At 64.4% G+C, this 17,419-nt stretch carries 12 protein-coding genes; 2 read left to right on the top strand and 10 right to left on the bottom strand.

What is annotated here, in order from left to right; all coding sequences use genetic code 11:
• Window positions 1-96 precede the first annotated feature (96 nt).
• From metE to OU02_RS04020, 4 genes are all read right to left on the bottom strand, one after another.
• The gene (metE, locus tag OU02_RS04035; RefSeq protein WP_033488841.1) at window positions 97-2,397 is read right to left on the bottom strand and encodes a 5-methyltetrahydropteroyltriglutamate--homocysteine S-methyltransferase; all 2,301 of its coding nucleotides are present in this window, start codon (window positions 2,395-2,397) and stop codon (window positions 97-99) included.
• Window positions 2,398-2,569: 172 nt separating this feature from the next.
• On the bottom strand, window positions 2,570-3,127 hold the full coding sequence (locus OU02_RS04030) for a SixA phosphatase family protein (RefSeq protein WP_026643112.1): 558 nt from the start codon (window positions 3,125-3,127) through the stop codon (window positions 2,570-2,572).
• A gap of 90 nt (window positions 3,128-3,217) precedes the next feature.
• Window positions 3,218-4,336 (bottom strand): tRNA (adenine-N1)-methyltransferase, encoded by a 1,119-nt coding sequence (locus OU02_RS04025; RefSeq protein WP_080720469.1) that lies wholly within the window; start codon window positions 4,334-4,336, stop codon window positions 3,218-3,220.
• A 93-nt stretch (window positions 4,337-4,429) separates the two neighbouring features.
• Window positions 4,430-5,296: an ABC transporter ATP-binding protein gene (locus OU02_RS04020; RefSeq protein WP_033488840.1), complete on the bottom strand. Its 867-nt coding sequence runs from the start codon at window positions 5,294-5,296 to the stop codon at window positions 4,430-4,432.
• Between the two features lie 84 nt (window positions 5,297-5,380).
• Here OU02_RS04020 and OU02_RS04015 point away from each other — a divergent pair, with 84 nt between their 5' ends.
• Window positions 5,381-5,869 (top strand): peroxiredoxin, encoded by a 489-nt coding sequence (locus OU02_RS04015; RefSeq protein ID WP_033488839.1) that lies wholly within the window; start codon window positions 5,381-5,383, stop codon window positions 5,867-5,869.
• A gap of 112 nt (window positions 5,870-5,981) precedes the next feature.
• Here the strand turns inward: OU02_RS04015 and OU02_RS04010 are convergent, their stop codons facing one another.
• From OU02_RS04010 to lepA, 5 genes are all read right to left on the bottom strand, one after another.
• On the bottom strand, window positions 5,982-6,440 hold the full coding sequence (locus OU02_RS04010; RefSeq protein ID WP_026643116.1) for a tripartite tricarboxylate transporter TctB family protein: 459 nt from the start codon (window positions 6,438-6,440) through the stop codon (window positions 5,982-5,984).
• Between the two features lie 86 nt (window positions 6,441-6,526).
• Window positions 6,527-8,062 (bottom strand): glutamate synthase subunit beta, encoded by a 1,536-nt coding sequence (locus OU02_RS04005; protein ID WP_033488838.1) that lies wholly within the window; start codon window positions 8,060-8,062, stop codon window positions 6,527-6,529.
• Between the two features lies 1 nt (window position 8,063).
• Window positions 8,064-12,584, bottom strand: a complete 4,521-nt coding sequence (gene gltB, locus OU02_RS04000; RefSeq protein WP_051918218.1) for a glutamate synthase large subunit — start codon at window positions 12,582-12,584, stop codon at window positions 8,064-8,066.
• A 333-nt stretch (window positions 12,585-12,917) separates the two neighbouring features.
• Window positions 12,918-14,087, bottom strand: coding sequence for a radical SAM family heme chaperone HemW (gene hemW, locus OU02_RS03995; protein ID WP_033488980.1), 1,170 nt, complete (start codon window positions 14,085-14,087; stop codon window positions 12,918-12,920).
• 37 nt (window positions 14,088-14,124) lie between these two features.
• Window positions 14,125-16,005: a translation elongation factor 4 gene (gene lepA / locus OU02_RS03990; protein ID WP_033488837.1), complete on the bottom strand. Its 1,881-nt coding sequence runs from the start codon at window positions 16,003-16,005 to the stop codon at window positions 14,125-14,127.
• A gap of 152 nt (window positions 16,006-16,157) precedes the next feature.
• Here lepA and rpsT point away from each other — a divergent pair, with 152 nt between their 5' ends.
• Complete coding sequence (rpsT, locus tag OU02_RS03985; protein WP_026643121.1) at window positions 16,158-16,418, top strand: 30S ribosomal protein S20; 261 nt, start codon at window positions 16,158-16,160, stop codon at window positions 16,416-16,418.
• A 96-nt stretch (window positions 16,419-16,514) separates the two neighbouring features.
• Here the strand turns inward: rpsT and OU02_RS03980 are convergent, their stop codons facing one another.
• Window positions 16,515-17,336, bottom strand: a complete 822-nt coding sequence (locus OU02_RS03980) for a trimeric intracellular cation channel family protein (RefSeq protein WP_080720472.1) — start codon at window positions 17,334-17,336, stop codon at window positions 16,515-16,517.
• Between the last annotated feature and the right edge of the window lie 83 nt (window positions 17,337-17,419).

Raw genomic sequence — 17,419 nt, 5'->3', positions numbered from 1 at the left:
GGCATGCGGTCTGGGGGTCTTGCGGCTCGGGCCGTGGACGGGCGTGTCAGATGCGCCCGTCCACGGCCCGAGTTGGGGTCATGTGGTCTGGTGCGGTCACAGGCGTGCGCGCACACGGCGCGCGGCTTCGACCATGTGTTCGAGGCTCGGCCAGGTTTCCGCGTTGCCGCGGGTCTTGAGACCGCAGTCGGGGTTGATCCACACCTTGTCCACGTCCATCTTGTCGAGGATCTCACCGATGCGTTCCTCGATCTCGTCGGTGGAGGGGATGCGCGGGCTGTGGATGTCGTAGACGCCCGGGCCCGCTTCGGTTTCGAACTGCGCGTCATGGATCGCGTCAAGCACCACGAGGTCGCCGCGGGAGGCTTCGAACGAGATCACGTCCGCGTCCATCGCGTCGATGTCCTCGATGATGTCGTTGAACTCCGAATAGCACATGTGCGTGTGGATCTGCGTGGTCGGCTCCACTGCGGAATGCACCAGGCGGAACGCGGGCACCGCCCAGTCGAGGTACTTGGCATGCCAGTCGGAGCGGCGCAACGGCAGTTTCTCACGCAGTGCGGCCTCATCGATCTGGATGATCGTGATGCCCGCGTTCTGCAGATCGAGCACTTCGTCACGGATCGCCAAGGCGAGCTGCTGCGTCTGCTCCTCGTTGGAGATGTCCTCACGCGGCCACGACCAGTTGAGGATCGTCACCGGGCCGGTGAGCATGCCCTTCATCGGCTTGCTGGTGCGCGACTGCGCATACGTGCTCCACGCCACGGTGATCGGCTTGGCGCGCGACACGTCGCCCCACACGATCGGCGGTTTGACGCAACGGGTGCCGTAGGACTGCACCCACGCGTTCTTGGTGAACAGGAACCCATTGAGGTTCTGCCCGAAATACTCCACCATGTCGTTGCGTTCGAACTCGCCGTGCACCAGCACGTCCAAACCGATCCGCTCCTGCTGACGGATCGCCTCATCGATCTGGCCACGAATGAACGCGTCGTACTCGTCCTGGCTGATCTCCCCCTTGCGCAGGCGCGCACGCTCCGCACGCACCTCTTTGGTCTGCGGGAACGAACCGATCGTCGTGGTGGGCAGCGCCGGCAGGCCAAGCGCCTCCTTCTGGGCGCGCTGGCGTTCGGCGCGCGCCGGCAGACGCGTGAAGTCGGCGTCGCTCAACGCGGCCAGACGGGCGGCCACGGCCTCGTCGCGCGCCACACGGCTGCCGTCGAACAGCAGCTGGTTGGCTGCGAGCGCACTGGACGCGCGCTTGGCGTCGTCGTCGAGCTCCACCAGGTCGGCGATCTGGCGCACTTCGTCGAGCTTCTCCACGGCGAACGCGAAATGCTTGAGCACATCCTCGCCGAGCGCTTCTTCACCCTGCGTGCTGAACGGCACATGCAGCAGCGAACAGGCGGAGGCCACGGCCACACGGTCGGTCGTTTGGCGCAGGGCGTCGATCAGGCCGATGCTGGTGGCGTAGTTGTTGCGCCAGATGTTGCGGCCGTTGACCACGCCGGCGAACAGCGTGGTGCGTGCGGCGACGCCATGCTGGTGCACCGCGGCGAGGTTCTCGTCGCGTCCCTCCACCAGGTCGAGGCCCACGCCGTCGAATTCGAACAGCTTCACCGTCTCGTAGATGTCGGCGATATTGCCGAAATATGTGTTGAGCAGGATCTTCACACGGTCTTCGCGGGCCGGCAGGATGCGCGAGTACAGGGCCTTGAACAGGCGCACGTCCGCGTCGCTCTTGTCCATGACGAGATACGGTTCGTCCAGTTGCAGCCACTGGGCGCCCAGATCGGCGAACCGGCGCACGACCTGCGCGTAGACGCCGGCGACCGCGTCGATGAGGCCTTCGTCGATGTCCAGTTCCTGCGCCTCGCTGTTGCGGGCGAGCTTGAGGAACGTGTACGGGCCGATCAGCACGGGCTTGGTCTCATAGCCCAACGCCTTCGCTTCCTCATACTCGTCGAAGGGCTTGCTGCCGTTGAGCTTGACTTCGGTCGCCTCGTCGAACTCCGGCACGAGGTAATGGTAGTTCGTGGTGAACCACTTCTTCATCGGCAGGGCGGTCACGTCGCCGCGCTCCCCCTGGTAGCCGCGCGCCATCGCGAACAGCGTCTCCTCCGGCTCCTTGAACGACAGGCGGCGGTACCGTGCGGGGATCACGTTGAGCAGGATCGCCGTGTCGAGCATCTGGTCGTAGAGGCTGAAATCGTTGCTCGGCAGCAGGTCGATGCCGGCCGCCTGTTCGAGCTTCCAATGCTCGGCGCGCAGTTCACGGCCCACGCCACGCACGTCGTCGAGGGTCGCGTTGCCCTTCCAATACGCTTCGATGATCTTCTTGAGTTCACGGTTCCTGCCCACGCGCGGGAACCCGGAAATCGACGTCAATACGCTCATGATGCCTCCAACAGGGGGTGGTTTCAACTGCAACGTGCTTTACGCTACCAAACAAACCGGCACCGGACATGCGAAATCTTGCAGGAGGCCATAGTGGTTATTGAGACATCGTCATAACCTGAGCTTATACCGGCGGTCGAAATCAACCGCCCTACCTATATCCCGTACCGGGTCAGTCGAAATCCTTGGGGCTGAGCACCGCGATGAGCTCCGCCTCATGCACACCCCATTTGCGCAACGGCGCCTCCGAGCCGAACACGGCCACACACGCGGTGGACATGCCAAGGTTCAACAGGTCGAGCATGCCCGGGTCGCTGCGTTTACCGGCGAGCCACTGGCAGGCCATCGACACGGTGGGCTCATGGCCGAGCACCATGAGGGTATGCCGCTTGTCCTTCGTATTGGCGAGCGCGTCGAACACCGCCTGCATGCCGTCGGCGTACAACGCCTTCGAATAATGCACCTTGGGGTCGTCACCGAATACCTTGAGCATGCGTTCGCACGTCTGACGGGCGCGCACTGCGCTCGAACAGTCGATCGCGTCGGGCACGAGCCCCATGCCCTTGAGCCCCTTGGCCACGCGTTTGGCTTGCTTGAGCCCTTTGTCGAGCAGGCAGCGTTCAAAATCGCCGTGCGCGTTGAACGGTTCGGTCTTCGCGTGCCGCATCACCAACAGGATGTACTTGTAGTCCTTCGCCTGCTTGGCGATGCTCTTGAGGTTCGAAGCCATTGGTGGTGCCGTCCTTGCTGCGCTTGGGTGGTCGTACTGGTACGCCACTATACCCCATCGCGCGGCATCATGGGCTTCCTGGGTGCCGGGTCAATCACCCATCGCCGGACCGGTGGCCTGTGCCGTGGCATCGTCCGGTTGCGATGGGGTATGGTCCGCCTGCACGGCGTGCACCTGCCTGTCCAGGTCACGCAGCACCTTGCGCAGTTTGCGGTCGGAGATGTCGCGCAGTTCGAGGTCCTCCCACATGCGTTCGCGCTCCTGCGGGCTCAAGGCGTCGATGTCGCTCGTCGTGTCTTTCGTGGCACGGTCCTGTTTGCGCAACGCGTCCACGCCTGGCGCCATGGACCGCGCCACCACAAGGAACCCGGTGTGGCCGATCATCTGGTGGTCGGGGCGGATCGCGAGCCCTTGCGCCTTCCAGTTGCGTTCAAGCGTCTCCATGATCTGCGGTTCGGTCCACTGGTTCGAGGCGCGCAACGCCTCGGCGAGCCGGGAGATCTGCGTCGTCGTCGTCACATAGGCGGTCAGCACGCCACCGGGGGCAAGCACGCGCCATGCGGCGTCGAGCCGGTTCCACGGGTCGAGCATGTCGAGCACCACACGGTCGAACCAGTGTTCCGGCAGCCCGGCGGCGCGCGAATCGAAATCACCGACGAGCAATGTCCACCATGTGGGGCGCATGCCATAGTAGAGTGTGGCGTTCGCTTCGGCGACGCGCGCGAACTCGGGGCGCAGTTCGACCGTCGTCACCTGCCCGTCGGGGCCGACCGCGTCAAGCAGGTTGAGGCTCATCGCACCCGACCCCGCGCCGGACTCCAACACGCGCATGCCGGTGCGGATGTCACCGAGCTGGATGACCTGCGCAATGTCCTTGGGGTACATGATCTGCGCGCCGCGCGGCATGGACAGCACATAGTCCGCCAGCCGCGGGCGCATCACCGTGAACTGCCATCCGCCGATCGCCCGTGTGCCCTTCCATGGTTTGCCCGCATCGCGTTCAGGGTGCTCCGTGTTGATCTGCGCCTCACGTTTCGCGGTCACACTTGTGACGACGCTCCCCTCAAGAGAGCCGATCACGTCGTCGTGCAGGATCAGCCCATGCGAGGTCTGCGTCGACCCCCCGGGCACCAACTGGTCGGTGATCTTGTTCGACTTGCGGTCGGTGAACTGCACCTTCTCCCCTGCCTGCAACGGCCCTCGACGCATGCTGACTCCTTACCGTTCTGCGATGACTGGCGCGCGGCGGCACACCACCGCCCCAGCTTACACGACCGCGGCACGGTGCGGCGCGCAGGCCCTTCACCGGGCCACGGCGCTCCACCGGCCGTCGTCGTGGCGTACGTGCAGGTCAAGACCGAACACCGCGCTCAACCGCGCATCGGTGAACCCGCGGTCCAAGGGGCCCGCATACACGATCGTGCCGGGCGCCGGGTCGGCGCCGTCGCCCTGTGCGGCGTGCGCGTCCGCCTCGCTGCCCTCAAGACGCCCCATGATCGCCACATGGTCGAATCCGCGTGGGATCTCCTCAAGACGGTGGGTGACGAGCACGACCGTGCGCTCGGGGTCGTCCTGCCCGATCCTTCCCAACGCGCGCAACGTGATCTCACGGCCGCCCAAATCGAGTCCGGTCGTCGGCTCGTCAAGGATCAACAGTTCGGAACGCGCCATGAGCGCACGGCACAGCATGACCCGCGTGCGCTCGCCTTCCGAAAGCGCACGCATGGCCTTGCCTTCCAAATAATCAATGCCGAACCGGCGCATCAACGCACGCGCCTGCGCATACTCGTCGTCGCTGTACCGGTCGCGCCACCGTCCGGTCGTGGCCGTCAGCGACGTGACGACCGCGTCGAGCGGGTCCTCGCCGGGCGGGAACGCGCGGGCGAGTTCCGCGGAACTCAATCCGATGAGGTGGCGGTAGGAGAACACGTTCGTCTTACCGAGCCGGTGGCCGAGCACGTCGACCGTGCCGCACGAGGGGAACGCGCGGGTGGCCATCATCTGCACAAGGCTCGATTTGCCGATGCCGTTGGGACCGAACAGCACCCATTTGCCACCCCGAGGCACCTCGAGATTGACATCGGTGATGATCGTGCGCCCGTACCGGCGCAGCTCCACACCCTGCAACCTCAATGCAGCCTGCGCGCCAGCCGTGTTCCCACCTGCCATATATGCCACTCCCACCCACCGGGGGTATTCTCCCAACGCGTATTCTTCCACGGTAGCACGTGCATGGGGGCTAACGTGGAGACCATGAGTGAATCAACTAAGCCCATTCGCCTGGCCAAAGGCGACACCGCACCGAACTTCGAACTGGAATCCGACGAATACAAGCACTATGCGCTCGCCGATTTCAAGCACAAGAACATTGTGCTGTACTTCTATCCACAGGCCATGAGCTCGTACTGCACCACCGAGGCCTGCGACTTCCGCGACAACCTCAACCGCATCGAGGCCGCCGGCTACACCGTGATCGGCGTGTCGGGCGACGACGTGCGCCCGCTGCAGGAGTTCCGTGAGAAGGAACACCTCAACTTCGTGCTGCTGTCCGACCCCGAGTACGAGGTCCACAAGCTCTACGGCACCGTTGAGGAGTCGGAGCAGGACGGCAAGCGCGCATACACGCCGATCCGTTCCACCTTCATCATCAATGGCGATGGCACAATCGAAGACGCCGAATACGACGTCGACGTCAAGGGCCACGTCGACCGTGTGCTCGCCAAGCTCGAAGCGCTCAAGTGATGCGCCACCGGTGACGGCGCGTTGCACCTGACACCACGACTGACCAATACGATGGTCGGCTCCCCCCGCTGCTGAGAGGAGCCGACCATCGGTCGTATATGGCGCCGAACGGTCAGACAGCGGTGCCGTTCTGGTCTAGGTTCGGGTTGTTCTTGGGGTCTCCGGCCGTGAAGAACAGGCTCACCACGCCTGCACCGAAGACGGCGGCGATGGTGATGATGGACCACATGGGGCGGTTCGGGATCCACATGACGACGAAGAACAGGATCGCCGAAACCACGATGAGCACCCACGACACCACACGGAACCATTGGCGCACCGAATGGGGTGCACGCAGCACCTGCGGCGGATCGAAATTGTCTGGATCGGTATCCATCGCCACTTCCTCGGCGTGCTCGAGTTCACTGCTCGTCGGCTTCCACGGGCCGCTCTTGCCTTCCTTGAGCCGCCTGGACTTCTCCTGAAGCGCGTACTCGTCGATCATGCCGGAACGGCCACGGCCACGGGTCTGGTCGTACTGGTCCGGCACCCCGTTCTTGTTCTTGGAACGGCGTTCCGCTCGGTTGGGCATTGTTCCCTCCTTGATACCTCGATTGCTGCGCATGCACACAGCCACGGTTTTTACTGTACTGCATGCGCAAGGCGCGCCATCCCGGTTCAGCGGCGCGGCAAAGCCATCGGGCGCTCCGAAGCCACGATCGGTGACGGCAGTTCGGTGGAACCCATCAGGTACTGGTCCACGGCGGCGGCGCACGAACGGCCTTCCGCGATGGCCCAGACCACCAGGCTCTGGCCACGGCCGGCGTCACCACACGCGAACACACCGTCCTGCGACGTGGCATAGGCGTCGTCACGCGCCACATTGCCACGGTTGTCGAGTTCGACCGGCAATTGGTCCACGAGCGTCGTGGTGTCCGGATGCAGGAAGCCGACCGAAATGAGCACCAAGTCGGCGGGCAGCACGCGCTCGGTGCCGGGCTGGCGGGTGAACGGGCCATCCTCCCCCGGCGCCACCGACACCACCTTGAGGCCGGTCACATGGCCTTGCGCATCGGCCACGAACCCCTCGGCCTGCGTGCCGTGTTCGACGCTGATGCGCGCCTCCTGCTCCGGCGTGCCTTCAAAGCTCACGGAATCGGTGTTGTAGGTGTATTCGCCGCCCTCTTCCATCGACGAGGTCTTCTGGTACAGGCGCGCGAAAGTCGGCCACGGCTGATTGTCGGGGCGACTCGTGGGCTCCTGCGGCATGATCTGGAGCACCGTCACATCCTTGGCGCCTTGGCGGATCGACGTGCCCAGGCAGTCCGAACCGGTGTCGCCACCGCCGATGATCACAACATGTTTACCTTCGGCGGTGATGTCGTGCACCGGCTGCTTGCCGTAGAACCGGCGCGTCGCGTCCGGCAGGAACTCCATGGCGAAATGGATGCCGTCCAATTGACGGCCCGGTATGTTCATGTCGCGCGGCACCGTGGAGCCGATCGCCACGACGACCGCGTCATAGCTGGCGCGCAACGCGTCCCACGAAATATCCTTGCCCACCTCGGTGTTGGTGCGGAACCTGGTGCCTTCGGCCTTCATCTGCTCCACACGGCGGTCGATGAGCCCCTTGTCGAGCTTGAAATTCGGAATGCCGTAGCGCATCAGGCCGCCGACCTCGTCATCACGTTCGAACACGACAACGGTGTGGCCGGTACGCGTCAGCTGCTGGGCGCATGCCAGACCGGCCGGCCCCGATCCGACGACCGCGACCGTCTGGCCGCTGAGACGCTCCGGTGGCAACGGCTTGACATAGTCGAGCTCCCAAGCCTGGTCGATCGCGGTGACCTCGTCGAGTTTGATCATCGTGGGAGGCTGGTGGATGCCCAGCACACACGCCGATTCGCACAGGGCCGGGCAGATGCGGCCAGTGACCTCGGGGAAGTTGTTCGTCATCGACAGGCGGTTGTACGCCTCGAGCCACTGGCCCTGGCGCACCAGGTCGTTCCATTCGGGAATGAGATTGCCCAGCGGGCAGCCAGACATGCAGAACGGGGTGCCGCAATCCATGCAGCGTGCCGCCTGCTCCTGCGTCCAACTTTGCAAGCCGGATTCGGCATGCACGTCCAGCCAATCGTGGATGCGTTCCTCGACGGGGCGTTCGGCTAGTTCGTGACGTGTGCGGACCTTGAGAAAACCACGTGGATCACCCATGTCAGCGCGCTCCTTCCATAACGTGCTCGTAAGTCTGCTCCCAGACTCCAGGCTCATTGAAATCGATATGTTCCCGCTTGGCTTCCTCCATGGCGTGCGTCATCGCCACGAACTGCTTGGGAACCATGTGGGTGAAGCGGGTCTTCGCGTTGTCCCAGTCGTCAAGCAGCGACTGGGCGAAGCCCGAACCGGTCTCCTGGGCGTGGCGTTCCACAAGCGTGCGCACCACCGGCTCGCTCGTCTCGTCGAGCGGGGCGAAGCGCAGCGCGCCGGCCGCGGACTCGGGGTTCACCTTGCCCATGTCGAGGTCAAGCACGAAGACATGGCCGCCGGAGAAACCCGCGCCGAGGTTGCGGCCCGTGGGGCCGAGGATCACGACGGTGCCGCCGGTCATGTACTCGCAGCCGTGGTCGCCCACGCCTTCGACGACGAACGTGGCGCCGCCGTTGCGCACGCCGAAGCGTTCGCCCGCGCGGCCGGCCACGAACATCTCACCGGTCGTGGCGCCGAAGCCCAGCACGTTGCCGGCGATCACATTCTCGTGCGCGTCATAGGTCACGTCGGTCGGCGCGCTGATCACGATGCGGCCGCCCGACAAGCCCTTGCCCGCGTAGTCGTTGACCTCGCCCACCACACGGATCGTCTCGCCGCGCGGGATGAACGCGCCGATCGACTGTCCGCCGGTACCGGTGAAGGTCATGTCGATGGTGTCGTCGGGAAGTCCCTCGCCACCATAGCGGCGCGTGATCTCGTAACCGAGCATCGTGCCGAGCGTACGGTTCACGTTGCGGATGTCCATCGTGATCGACACGCGCTCGCCATGCTCGAGGGCCGGCTGTGCCTGGGCGATGAGCTCGTTGTCGAGTGTCTTGTCGAGTTCATGGTTCTGTTCGATCGTCTTGTGCAGGATCGTGCCGGGCACCGGGCCGGGCTGCATGAGCACGTTCGACAGATCGATGCCTTCGGACTTCCAGCGGCGCACCGCCTCGTTCTGGTCGAGGCACTCCACATGGCCCACGGCCTCCTCGAGCGTACGGAAGCCCAGCTGGGCGAGGATCTCACGCACCTCTTCGGCGATGAACATCATGAAGTTGATCACATGCTCCGGCTTGCCGGTGAAGCGTGCGCGCAATTCCGGGTCCTGTGTGGCGATGCCCTGCGGGCAGGTGTTCTTCTGGCATGCGCGCATCATCACACAGCCCTCGACCATGAGCGCCGTGGTGGCGAATCCGAACTCCTCGGCGCCGAGCAGCGCGGCGATCACCACGTCGCGGCCCGTCTTGAGCTCGCCGTCGCACTGCACGGTCACGCGCGAACGCAGGCCGTTGAGCACGAGCGTCTGCTGGGTTTCGGACAGGCCGATCTCCCACGGCGTGCCCGCGTGTCGGATCGCGTTGAGCGGTGCCGCGCCGGTGCCGCCGTCGTAGCCGGAGATCAGCACCACGTCGGCATGGCATTTCGCTACGCCTGCGGCGATCGTGCCGACACCAAACTCGGAGACGAGCTTGACATGGATGCGCGCCTTCGGGTTGGCCATCTTCGCGTCGTTGATCAGCTGCTTGAGGTCTTCGATCGAATAGATGTCATGGTGCGGCGGCGGGGAGATCAGTTCGACGCCAGGCGTGGCGTGGCGCACCTTGGCGATCCACGGCGGCACCTTCGCGCCGGGCAGATGGCCGCCCTCACCGGGCTTGGCACCTTGGGCGAGCTTGATCTGCAGATCCGTGGCGTGCACCAGATAGTCGCTCGTCACACCGAAGCGAGCCGAGGCGATCTGCTTGATCTTGCTGCACAGCAGAGGATCGTTGAGCCGTTCGGTCGATTCGCCGCCCTCACCGGAGTTCGAACGCGCTCCGATCGAGTTCATCGCGATCGCAAGCGTCTCGTGCGCCTCCTTCGAAATGGAGCCGTAGCTCATCGCACCGGTCGAGAAACGCTTGACGATCTCCGTGGCCGGTTCGACCTCGTCGATGCTGATGGGCTCACGCGGCGAATCGAACTTCATCAGGCCGCGCAGCGTCATGAGGCGGTGCGACGTGTCGTCGATGTGGTGCGTGTACTGCTTGAACATCGCGTAATCACCGCGCTGCGTGGACTGCTGCAGCAGGAAGATCGCCTCGGGGTCGTTGAGGTGCTCCTCACCGGTGCGGCGCCACTTGTAGTCGCCGCCGGTGCGCAGGTTGCGGTGCGGTGTGGCAGTCCACTGGTTCGGATAAGCCACACGGTGGCGGATCGCCACCTCCTCCGCCAGATCATCGAGACTGCAGCCCGCGACGCGCGAGACGGTGCCGGTGAAGTAGTCGTCGATCACCGCGTCGTCGAGGCCGACGGCCTCGAACAACTGGGCGCCACGGTAGCTCATGATCGTCGAGACGCCCATCTTGCTCATGATCTTGAGCACGCCGGTCGACAGCGCGTTGCGCAGATTCACGATGGCCTTGCCCTCGTCCACCGTCAGGAACCCGTCATGGGCGAGGTCCTCGACGGATTCGAACGCGAGGTACGGGTTGACGGCTGCCGCGCCGTACGCGATGAGCAACGCCACATGGTGGATCTCACGCACATCGCCGGCTTCGACGACCATCGAGATCTGCGTGCGCGTCTGGCGGCGCAGCAGGTGGTGCTGCACGGCCGAAGTGAGCAGGAGCGACGGGATCGGCGCCATCATGTGGTTCGAATCGCGGTCGGAGAGGATCAGGAAGTTCTTGCCGTCTTCGATGGCCGCGTCAATCTCGGCGAAGATCTCGTCGAGACGTTCGCGCAGCGCATCGCCTCCACCGGTGACCTGGTACAGGCCCTTGACGGTGTACGGGCGGTAGTAGCCGTCGAGCTGGCTCGCGCGGTCGAGGCGCTTGAGCTGCGCCATCTCGTCCGAGGTGATGACGGGCTGTTCGATGAGGATCTTCTTGGCGTGCAGCGCGCAGTCGTCGAGCAGGTTCGGCTCGGGACCAATCGCGGACTCCACCGAGGTGACGATTTTCTCACGCTCCCAGTCGAGCGGCGGGTTCGTGACCTGCGCGAACTTCTGTGTGAAGTAATCGAACAGCATGCGGCTGCGGCCCGACAGCACCGACATCGGGGTGTCGTTGCCCATCGAACCCAGTGGTTCCTTGCCGGTGTTCGCCATGGGCAGGAGCACCATCTTCAGTTCCTCCTGCGTGTAGCCGAACGCACGCTGGCGGCGGTGCACCGACTGGTTCGAATGGCTCACATGCTCGCGGGCCGGCAGGTCGGCCATGCTCACCGTGTTACCCTCGACCCACTCGCGGTACGGGTGTTGCGTGGCCAGATCGTGTTTGATCTCCTCGTCGGGGACCATGCGCCCCTGCTCGATGTCGATGAGGAACATGCGGCCCGGCTCCAGACGGCCCTTGCTCACGATGTGCTCATCGCCCACCTGCGGCAGCACGCCTGCCTCGGAAGCGAGCACCACATAGCCTTCGTCATCGATCTGCCAGCGGCCCGGGCGGAACCCGTTGCGGTCGAGCAGAGCACCCACGAGCGAACCGTCGGTGAACACGAGGTCGGCGGGGCCGTCCCACGGTTCGATAAGCGTGTTGTTGTACTCATAGAACGCGCGCACATCCGGGTCGAGTGCGGTGTTCTTCTCCCATGCCGGCGGCACCATCATCAAAATGGCGTGCGGCAGGGAACGGCCGGCGAGATTGAGCAGTTCGAGCACCTCGTCGAAAGTGCCGGAATCCGAATATCCGGGCGTCAGGATCGGCAGCAGGTCCGCCATGTCACCCAGCAGGTCGGACTTGAGGCGCCCCTGGCGGGCGGTGAACCAGTTACGGTTGCCTTGGATCGTGTTGATCTCGCCGTTGTGCGCCAGCATGCGGAACGGCTGCGCGAGCGGCCAGGAGGGGAAGGTGTTCGTCGAGAAGCGCGAATGCACCGTGGCGACGGTCGTCTTCATGCGCTCGTCGGACAGGTCCGGGAAGAACGGCTTGAGCTGCATCGTGGTGAGCATGCCCTTGTAGGTGATCGTGCGGCTCGACAGCGACGCGAAATACACACCAACCTCATGCTCGGCGCGCTTGCGCACATGGTAGACACGGCGGTCGAGCTCGATGCCCGCCAGATGCCCTTCCGGATCGGCGAGCACGAGCGTCTTGAACGCCGGCATGCTGGCGAGCGCCTGCAGGCCCAGTCCGTTGGGATCGGTCGGCACGGTACGCCAGGCGAGCACGTCGAGGCCCTCTTCCTTGGCGATTGTGGCGATGGCCTGTTCCTGACGTCCCGATGCGGCGATGTCACGGTCAAGGAACGCGATGCCGGCCGCGTAGTGCCCTACCTCGGGCAGGTCGGCGTCGATGGTGGCCCGCATGAACTCGTCGGGCATGGCCATGAGGATGCCGGCGCCGTCGCCGGTGTTCTCCTCGGCGCCGACGGCACCGCGGTGGTTGAGATTCACCAGCACCTCGATGGCGTCGTCAACGATTTTGCGTTCCGGCTTTCCATTGAGGGTGGTGACCATGCCTACACCGCAGGCGTCATGCTCGGAACTGGGGTCGTACATGCCTTCCGGGCGATGAACCGTCAAATCTAGCGGGGTTCCAAACGTCACCGCGATCACCTCTCTCTGCACAGGGAATGCCCGTTCCCTACTGAAGTTGCCAACACAGGGTACCAACCACCGGCATGCATCCACGCTGTGGTGTCCGGTGGCCGAAACAGCCGTCATCGCGTGCCGTGCACGGCGTCTGGCGCCGTGGTGCGCGCTGGTGGCCAACCTTGCCTTGAGCATTCTATGGGGTGGAATATTTCGGTTGTATGTCGAACACCCATGAACGGGAAAAGTGATTCACATAGTGAGAAGGCCGCCGCCGACGGTCACATGTCGGCGTATCGGTCAGTGCAGCACGGCGCTGAACACGCGTTGAATCACCGTGTCGTTGAGCAGGCGTCCGCGCAGCGTGGGGATGATCCGCCCCTGTGTGCAGGTGACGAGTCCGCTGTCGGTGAGTTCTTGGATGACCGGCGCGGGATCGACGCCGGTGCGCGCGTGCACAGCCTGCATATCGAGGCCTTCGCGCAGGCGCAGGCCGAGCATGATCGTCTCTTCGAGGTCCGCCTGCGGATTGATGGACTCGTGACCGGCGAATGGCACGTGCCCTTCGTTGATCTGCTGGCCCCAGCGCCGTGGGTGCAGTGTGTCCCATGCGCGCATGGCGTGTGTTTTCCCAGACGCAGCGCCTTCGTCGGGCATCCGGTAGTGGCTGTGCGCCCCGGGGCCGATGCCCGCCCAGTCCACATTGCGCCAATAGCCCAGATTGTGCCTGCTTTCGTGCCCGGGGGCGGCCCAGTTGGAGATCTCGTACCACTCAAGCCCGGCCTCCTGTGCCATGGCGTCGACGATCTCGTATTTCACGGCTTCGTCGTCATCGTCCGGCTTGGGCAGCGTACCGGAGGCGATGCGCCGGCCCATGGCGGTCGTGGGTTCGACGGTGAGCGCGTAGGCGGACAGGTGCCGTACACCCAGGTCGAGCGCCGCGCGCACGCTCGTACGCCAGTCGTCGGGGCTCTCCCCCGGCGCCCCGTAGATCAGGTCGACGCTCGCGTCGAGCCCCGCGGCCTGCGCGGCCCGCACGCCGCGCGTCACATGCGCGGGCGTGTGTGTGCGCTCCAAGGTGCGCAGCACGTGTGGCACCGCGGATTGCATGCCGAACGATATGCGGGTGAACCCGCCTTTGGCGAGCTGGTCGATATATGCGGCGTCCACGGTGTCTGGGTTCGCTTCGGTCGTGATCTCCGCGCCCGGCGCGATGCCCCACAACGCGCGGATGCGCCCCACAAGGAACACCAGGTCGTCCGCCGGGAGCACGGTCGGCGTGCCGCCACCGAAGAACACGGTCGAGGCGGCGGGTTCGGCGATGCCGTGCGCGCACTGCCAGTCATGCACCAGTTCCATCTCGCGGGCGGCCATGCACGCATAGTTGGCACGCGAGGCGCCCGCACCCAGGTCGGGTGCGGTGTAGGTGTTGAAGTCGCAATAGCCGCAACGCCTCAAACAGAACGGCACATGCACGTAGACTTCGAAATCGTTGCCCACCGTGGCCTCAGCCCTCGCTTTTCTGGGCGGCGCGGATCTTGTCTTTCGTGTCGCGGTCGTTGGTGGATTCGCCGGTGGACAGGGCCGCAACGAACGCTTCCTGCGGCACCTCCACATGGCCCAGCATCTTCATGCGCTTCTTGCCGGCCTTCTGCTTTTCAAGCAGCTTGCGCTTGCGGGTGATGTCGCCGCCGTAGCACTTGGCGAGCACATCCTTGCGCAGGGCGCGGATGTTCTCGCGCGCGATGATGCGCGAGCCGATCGCCGCCTGGATCGGAATCTCGAACTGCTGGCGTGGAATCAGTTCGCGCAGCTTCTTGGTCATCATCACGCCGTAGCTGTAGGCCTTGTCACGGTGCACGATCGCGGAGAACGCATCGACCTTGTCGCCTTGGATCAGGATGTCGACCTTGACGAGGTCTGCGGCCTGTTCGCCGTCCTCATGGTAGTCGAGCGACGCATAGCCTTTGGTGCGGCTCTTGAGCTGGTCGAAGAAGTCGAAGACGATCTCGGCGAGCGGAATGCGGTAGTGCATCTCCACACGGTCCGCGGAAATGTATTCCATCGTGCCCATGATGCCGCGGTGGTCCTGGCACAGTTCCATGACGGCGCCGATGAACTCCTTGGGCGTGATGATGTCGGCCGCGACCATCGGCTCGACAATGCGTTTGATCTTGCCTTCGGGAAATTCGCTCGGGTTCGTCACCCGGTGCACGGTGCCGTCCTCGCTCGTCACCTCGTATGGCACGTTCGGCGCGGTGGAGATCAGGTCGAGCCCGAATTCGCGGCTGAGGCGTTCGGAGACGATCTCCATGTGCAGCAATCCGAGGAAGCCGCAGCGGAATCCGAAGCCCAGCGCGACCGAGGTCTCCGGTTCGTAGATCAGCGCGGCGTCGTTGAGTTTGAGCTTGTCGAGTGCCTCGCGCAGTTCGGGGAACTGCGCGTTGTCGATCGGGAACAGGCCCGCGTACACCATCGGCTGCGGGTCGCGGTAGCCCGGCAGCGGTTCGGTGGCCGGATGCGCGGCCGAGGTGATCGTGTCACCCACCTTCGATTGGCTCACGTCCTTGGCGCCGGTGATCACATAGCCGACTTCCCCTGCACCGAGCGCGCGCGTGGGCATCATGTCGGGGCTGATCACGCCGATCTCGATGGGGTCGTATGTGGTGCCCACACCCATCATGTGCAGTTTCTCACGCGAGCGCAGCTCGCCGTCGACCATGCGGATGTAGGTAACGATGCCGCGGTATGAGTCGTAGACGGAGTCGAAGATCAGGGCGCGCGCATCCCCCTGGGAGTCGCCGGTGGGCGCGGGCACTTCGACGACGATGCGGTCGAGCAGTTCGCGCACGCCTTCGCCGGTCTTGCCGGACACGCGCAGCACGTCGGCGGGGTCGCAGCCGATCAGTCCGGCGATTTCCTCGGCGTGCTTGTCCGGTTCGGCGCTTGGCAGGTCGATCTTGTTGAGCACGGGGATGATCGTCAGGTCATGGTCGATCGCCATGTACAGGTTGCTCAGCGTCTGCGCCTCGATGCCCTGCGTGGCGTCCACGAGCAGCACGGCCCCTTCGCACGCCGCGAGCGCACGCGACACCTCGTATGTGAAGTCCACGTGGCCGGGGGTGTCGATCATGCCGAGCGTGTATTCCACGCCGTCGAAGGTCCAGGGCACGCGCACGGCCTGCGATTTGATGGTGATGCCGCGTTCCTGTTCGATGTCCATGCGGTCGAGGAAGCGGTCGCGCATCTCGCGTTCCGGTACGATGCCGCTCAACTGCAGGATGCGGTCGGCCACGGTGGACTTGCCGTGGTCGATGTGCGCGATGATGCAGAAATTGCGGATCAACGATTGATCGGTAAAACCGGGCTGGTTATGATGCTGGCTCACGCCATCCTCCTGTATGTACGAGTTCGTCCATGATTCTAACCGACGCGCACGGCAAACGCATCCGGCCCGCACGCGTGTGCGCAATATCCGTGCCGCATGTTATCCTGTTCTGCTGTATGTCCTTATAGAACACGTCGTTTGGAGAAAACACAGTGGCAAACATCAAGTCGCAGAAGAAGCGCGTTCGTACCAACGAAAAGGCGCACAAGCGCAACGTCGCGGTGAAGTCCGCGCTCAAGACCGCCATCCGTCACACTCGCGAAGCCATCGAGGCCGGCGACAAGGCCGCGGCCGAAGCCGCCTACCAGATCGCCGCACGCAAGCTTGACAAGGCCGCGAGCAAGGGCGTCATCCACAAGAACCAGGCTGCGAACCGCAAGTCCGGTCTTGCCCTGAAGATCAACGCCATGTGATCGAAGGCGCCACGCCTGCAAAACACCCCGCACACCTACCGGTGTCGGGGTGTTTCCATATCCGCGGGCGGTGTAACGCCAGCCATGCCGCCACGGTCACACGGACCGCCTGTGGTCCGCTTCCCCGCCGGAATCGGCCTTCCGCACAGATCCGGGCGCGCCGGGCGCGGTCGCAGATGGCGCTTGCGTGTGCTGGATGGTATCTGGCCCGTCGTGATGGCGCACATGGCGTTTGAGCACGATCCGGTGCGGCAGATGCGCCTGCGAGCGTTCGACCGCGCCGGGCAACTGCCAGTTGAATTTGACCGAGCACAGGCGCAGCACCAACACCAACACCACGATGCCCACGTCAAGCATGATCCCCATGTGCATTGAAATCGCTGCATGGGCCCGCCATCGCCACACGACCACGGTGAGCACGCTGCCGATGACGGCGGGCATGATGTACCAATGCCGGTCGCGGATCACCACGGGCACCTCGTTGAGCAGGATGTCGCGGATCAGACCGCCTCCCATGGCGGTGAACGTGCCGAGGAACACAGCGGTGAGGCCAGACGTATTGTACATCAACGCCTTACTCGTACCGTTGACGGCGAACAGGCCGAGCGCGAGCGCGTCGAGGATGAGCATCGTGCGGCGCAGCCTGCCCACTTCCACATGAATGACCGCGACGACACAGCCGGCGATGAGCGCGGTGAGCACCGACCCTTTATCGGAGATGCCCACCGGCGGCACGGCCCCCAGCAGGATGTCGCGGATGATGCCGCCGCCCAATGCGGTGAGCCATGCGGTGATGATGATCGCGAACACGTCGTATTGCTTGCGGATCGCAGCGAGGCCACCGACCAGCCCACAGCAGAAGATGGCGAGGTATTCGACCCCTTGGAAGAACGGTGTGCTTTGCAATGCGACTTCCATACCGGCTCCTCTCCGCATGCCGGCCAGCCGCCGGTCAGTGTCGAACGCGCCGGTCCATTGTACCCCCGTACGATGGACCGGCG

Source organism: Bifidobacterium pseudolongum subsp. pseudolongum DSM 20099 (assembly GCF_000771225.1).
In the GTDB taxonomy this organism is placed as follows: Bacteria; Actinomycetota; Actinomycetes; order Actinomycetales; family Bifidobacteriaceae; genus Bifidobacterium; species Bifidobacterium pseudolongum.
The sequence above is the reverse complement of the archived record's forward strand: the minus strand, read 5'-3'. Positions and strand labels throughout refer to the sequence as shown.

Bases quoted from the DNA above. Each gene is read 5' to 3' on its own strand.
- metE (WP_033488841.1), bottom strand. From the start codon at position 2,397: ATGAGCGTATTGACGTCGATTTCCGGGTTCCCGCGCGTGGGCAGGAAC.
- OU02_RS04030 (WP_026643112.1), bottom strand. From the start codon at position 3,127: ATGGCTTCGAACCTCAAGAGCATCGCCAAGCAGGCGAAGGACTACAAG.
- OU02_RS04025 (WP_080720469.1), bottom strand. From the start codon at position 4,336: ATGCGTCGAGGGCCGTTGCAGGCAGGGGAGAAGGTGCAGTTCACCGAC.
- OU02_RS04020 (WP_033488840.1), bottom strand. From the start codon at position 5,296: ATGGCAGGTGGGAACACGGCTGGCGCGCAGGCTGCATTGAGGTTGCAG.
- OU02_RS04015 (WP_033488839.1), top strand. From the start codon at position 5,381: ATGAGTGAATCAACTAAGCCCATTCGCCTGGCCAAAGGCGACACCGCA.
- OU02_RS04010 (WP_026643116.1), bottom strand. From the start codon at position 6,440: ATGCCCAACCGAGCGGAACGCCGTTCCAAGAACAAGAACGGGGTGCCG.
- OU02_RS04005 (WP_033488838.1), bottom strand. From the start codon at position 8,062: ATGGGTGATCCACGTGGTTTTCTCAAGGTCCGCACACGTCACGAACTA.
- gltB (WP_051918218.1), bottom strand. From the start codon at position 12,584: ATGTACGACCCCAGTTCCGAGCATGACGCCTGCGGTGTAGGCATGGTC.
- OU02_RS03980 (WP_080720472.1), bottom strand. From the start codon at position 17,336: ATGGAAGTCGCATTGCAAAGCACACCGTTCTTCCAAGGGGTCGAATAC.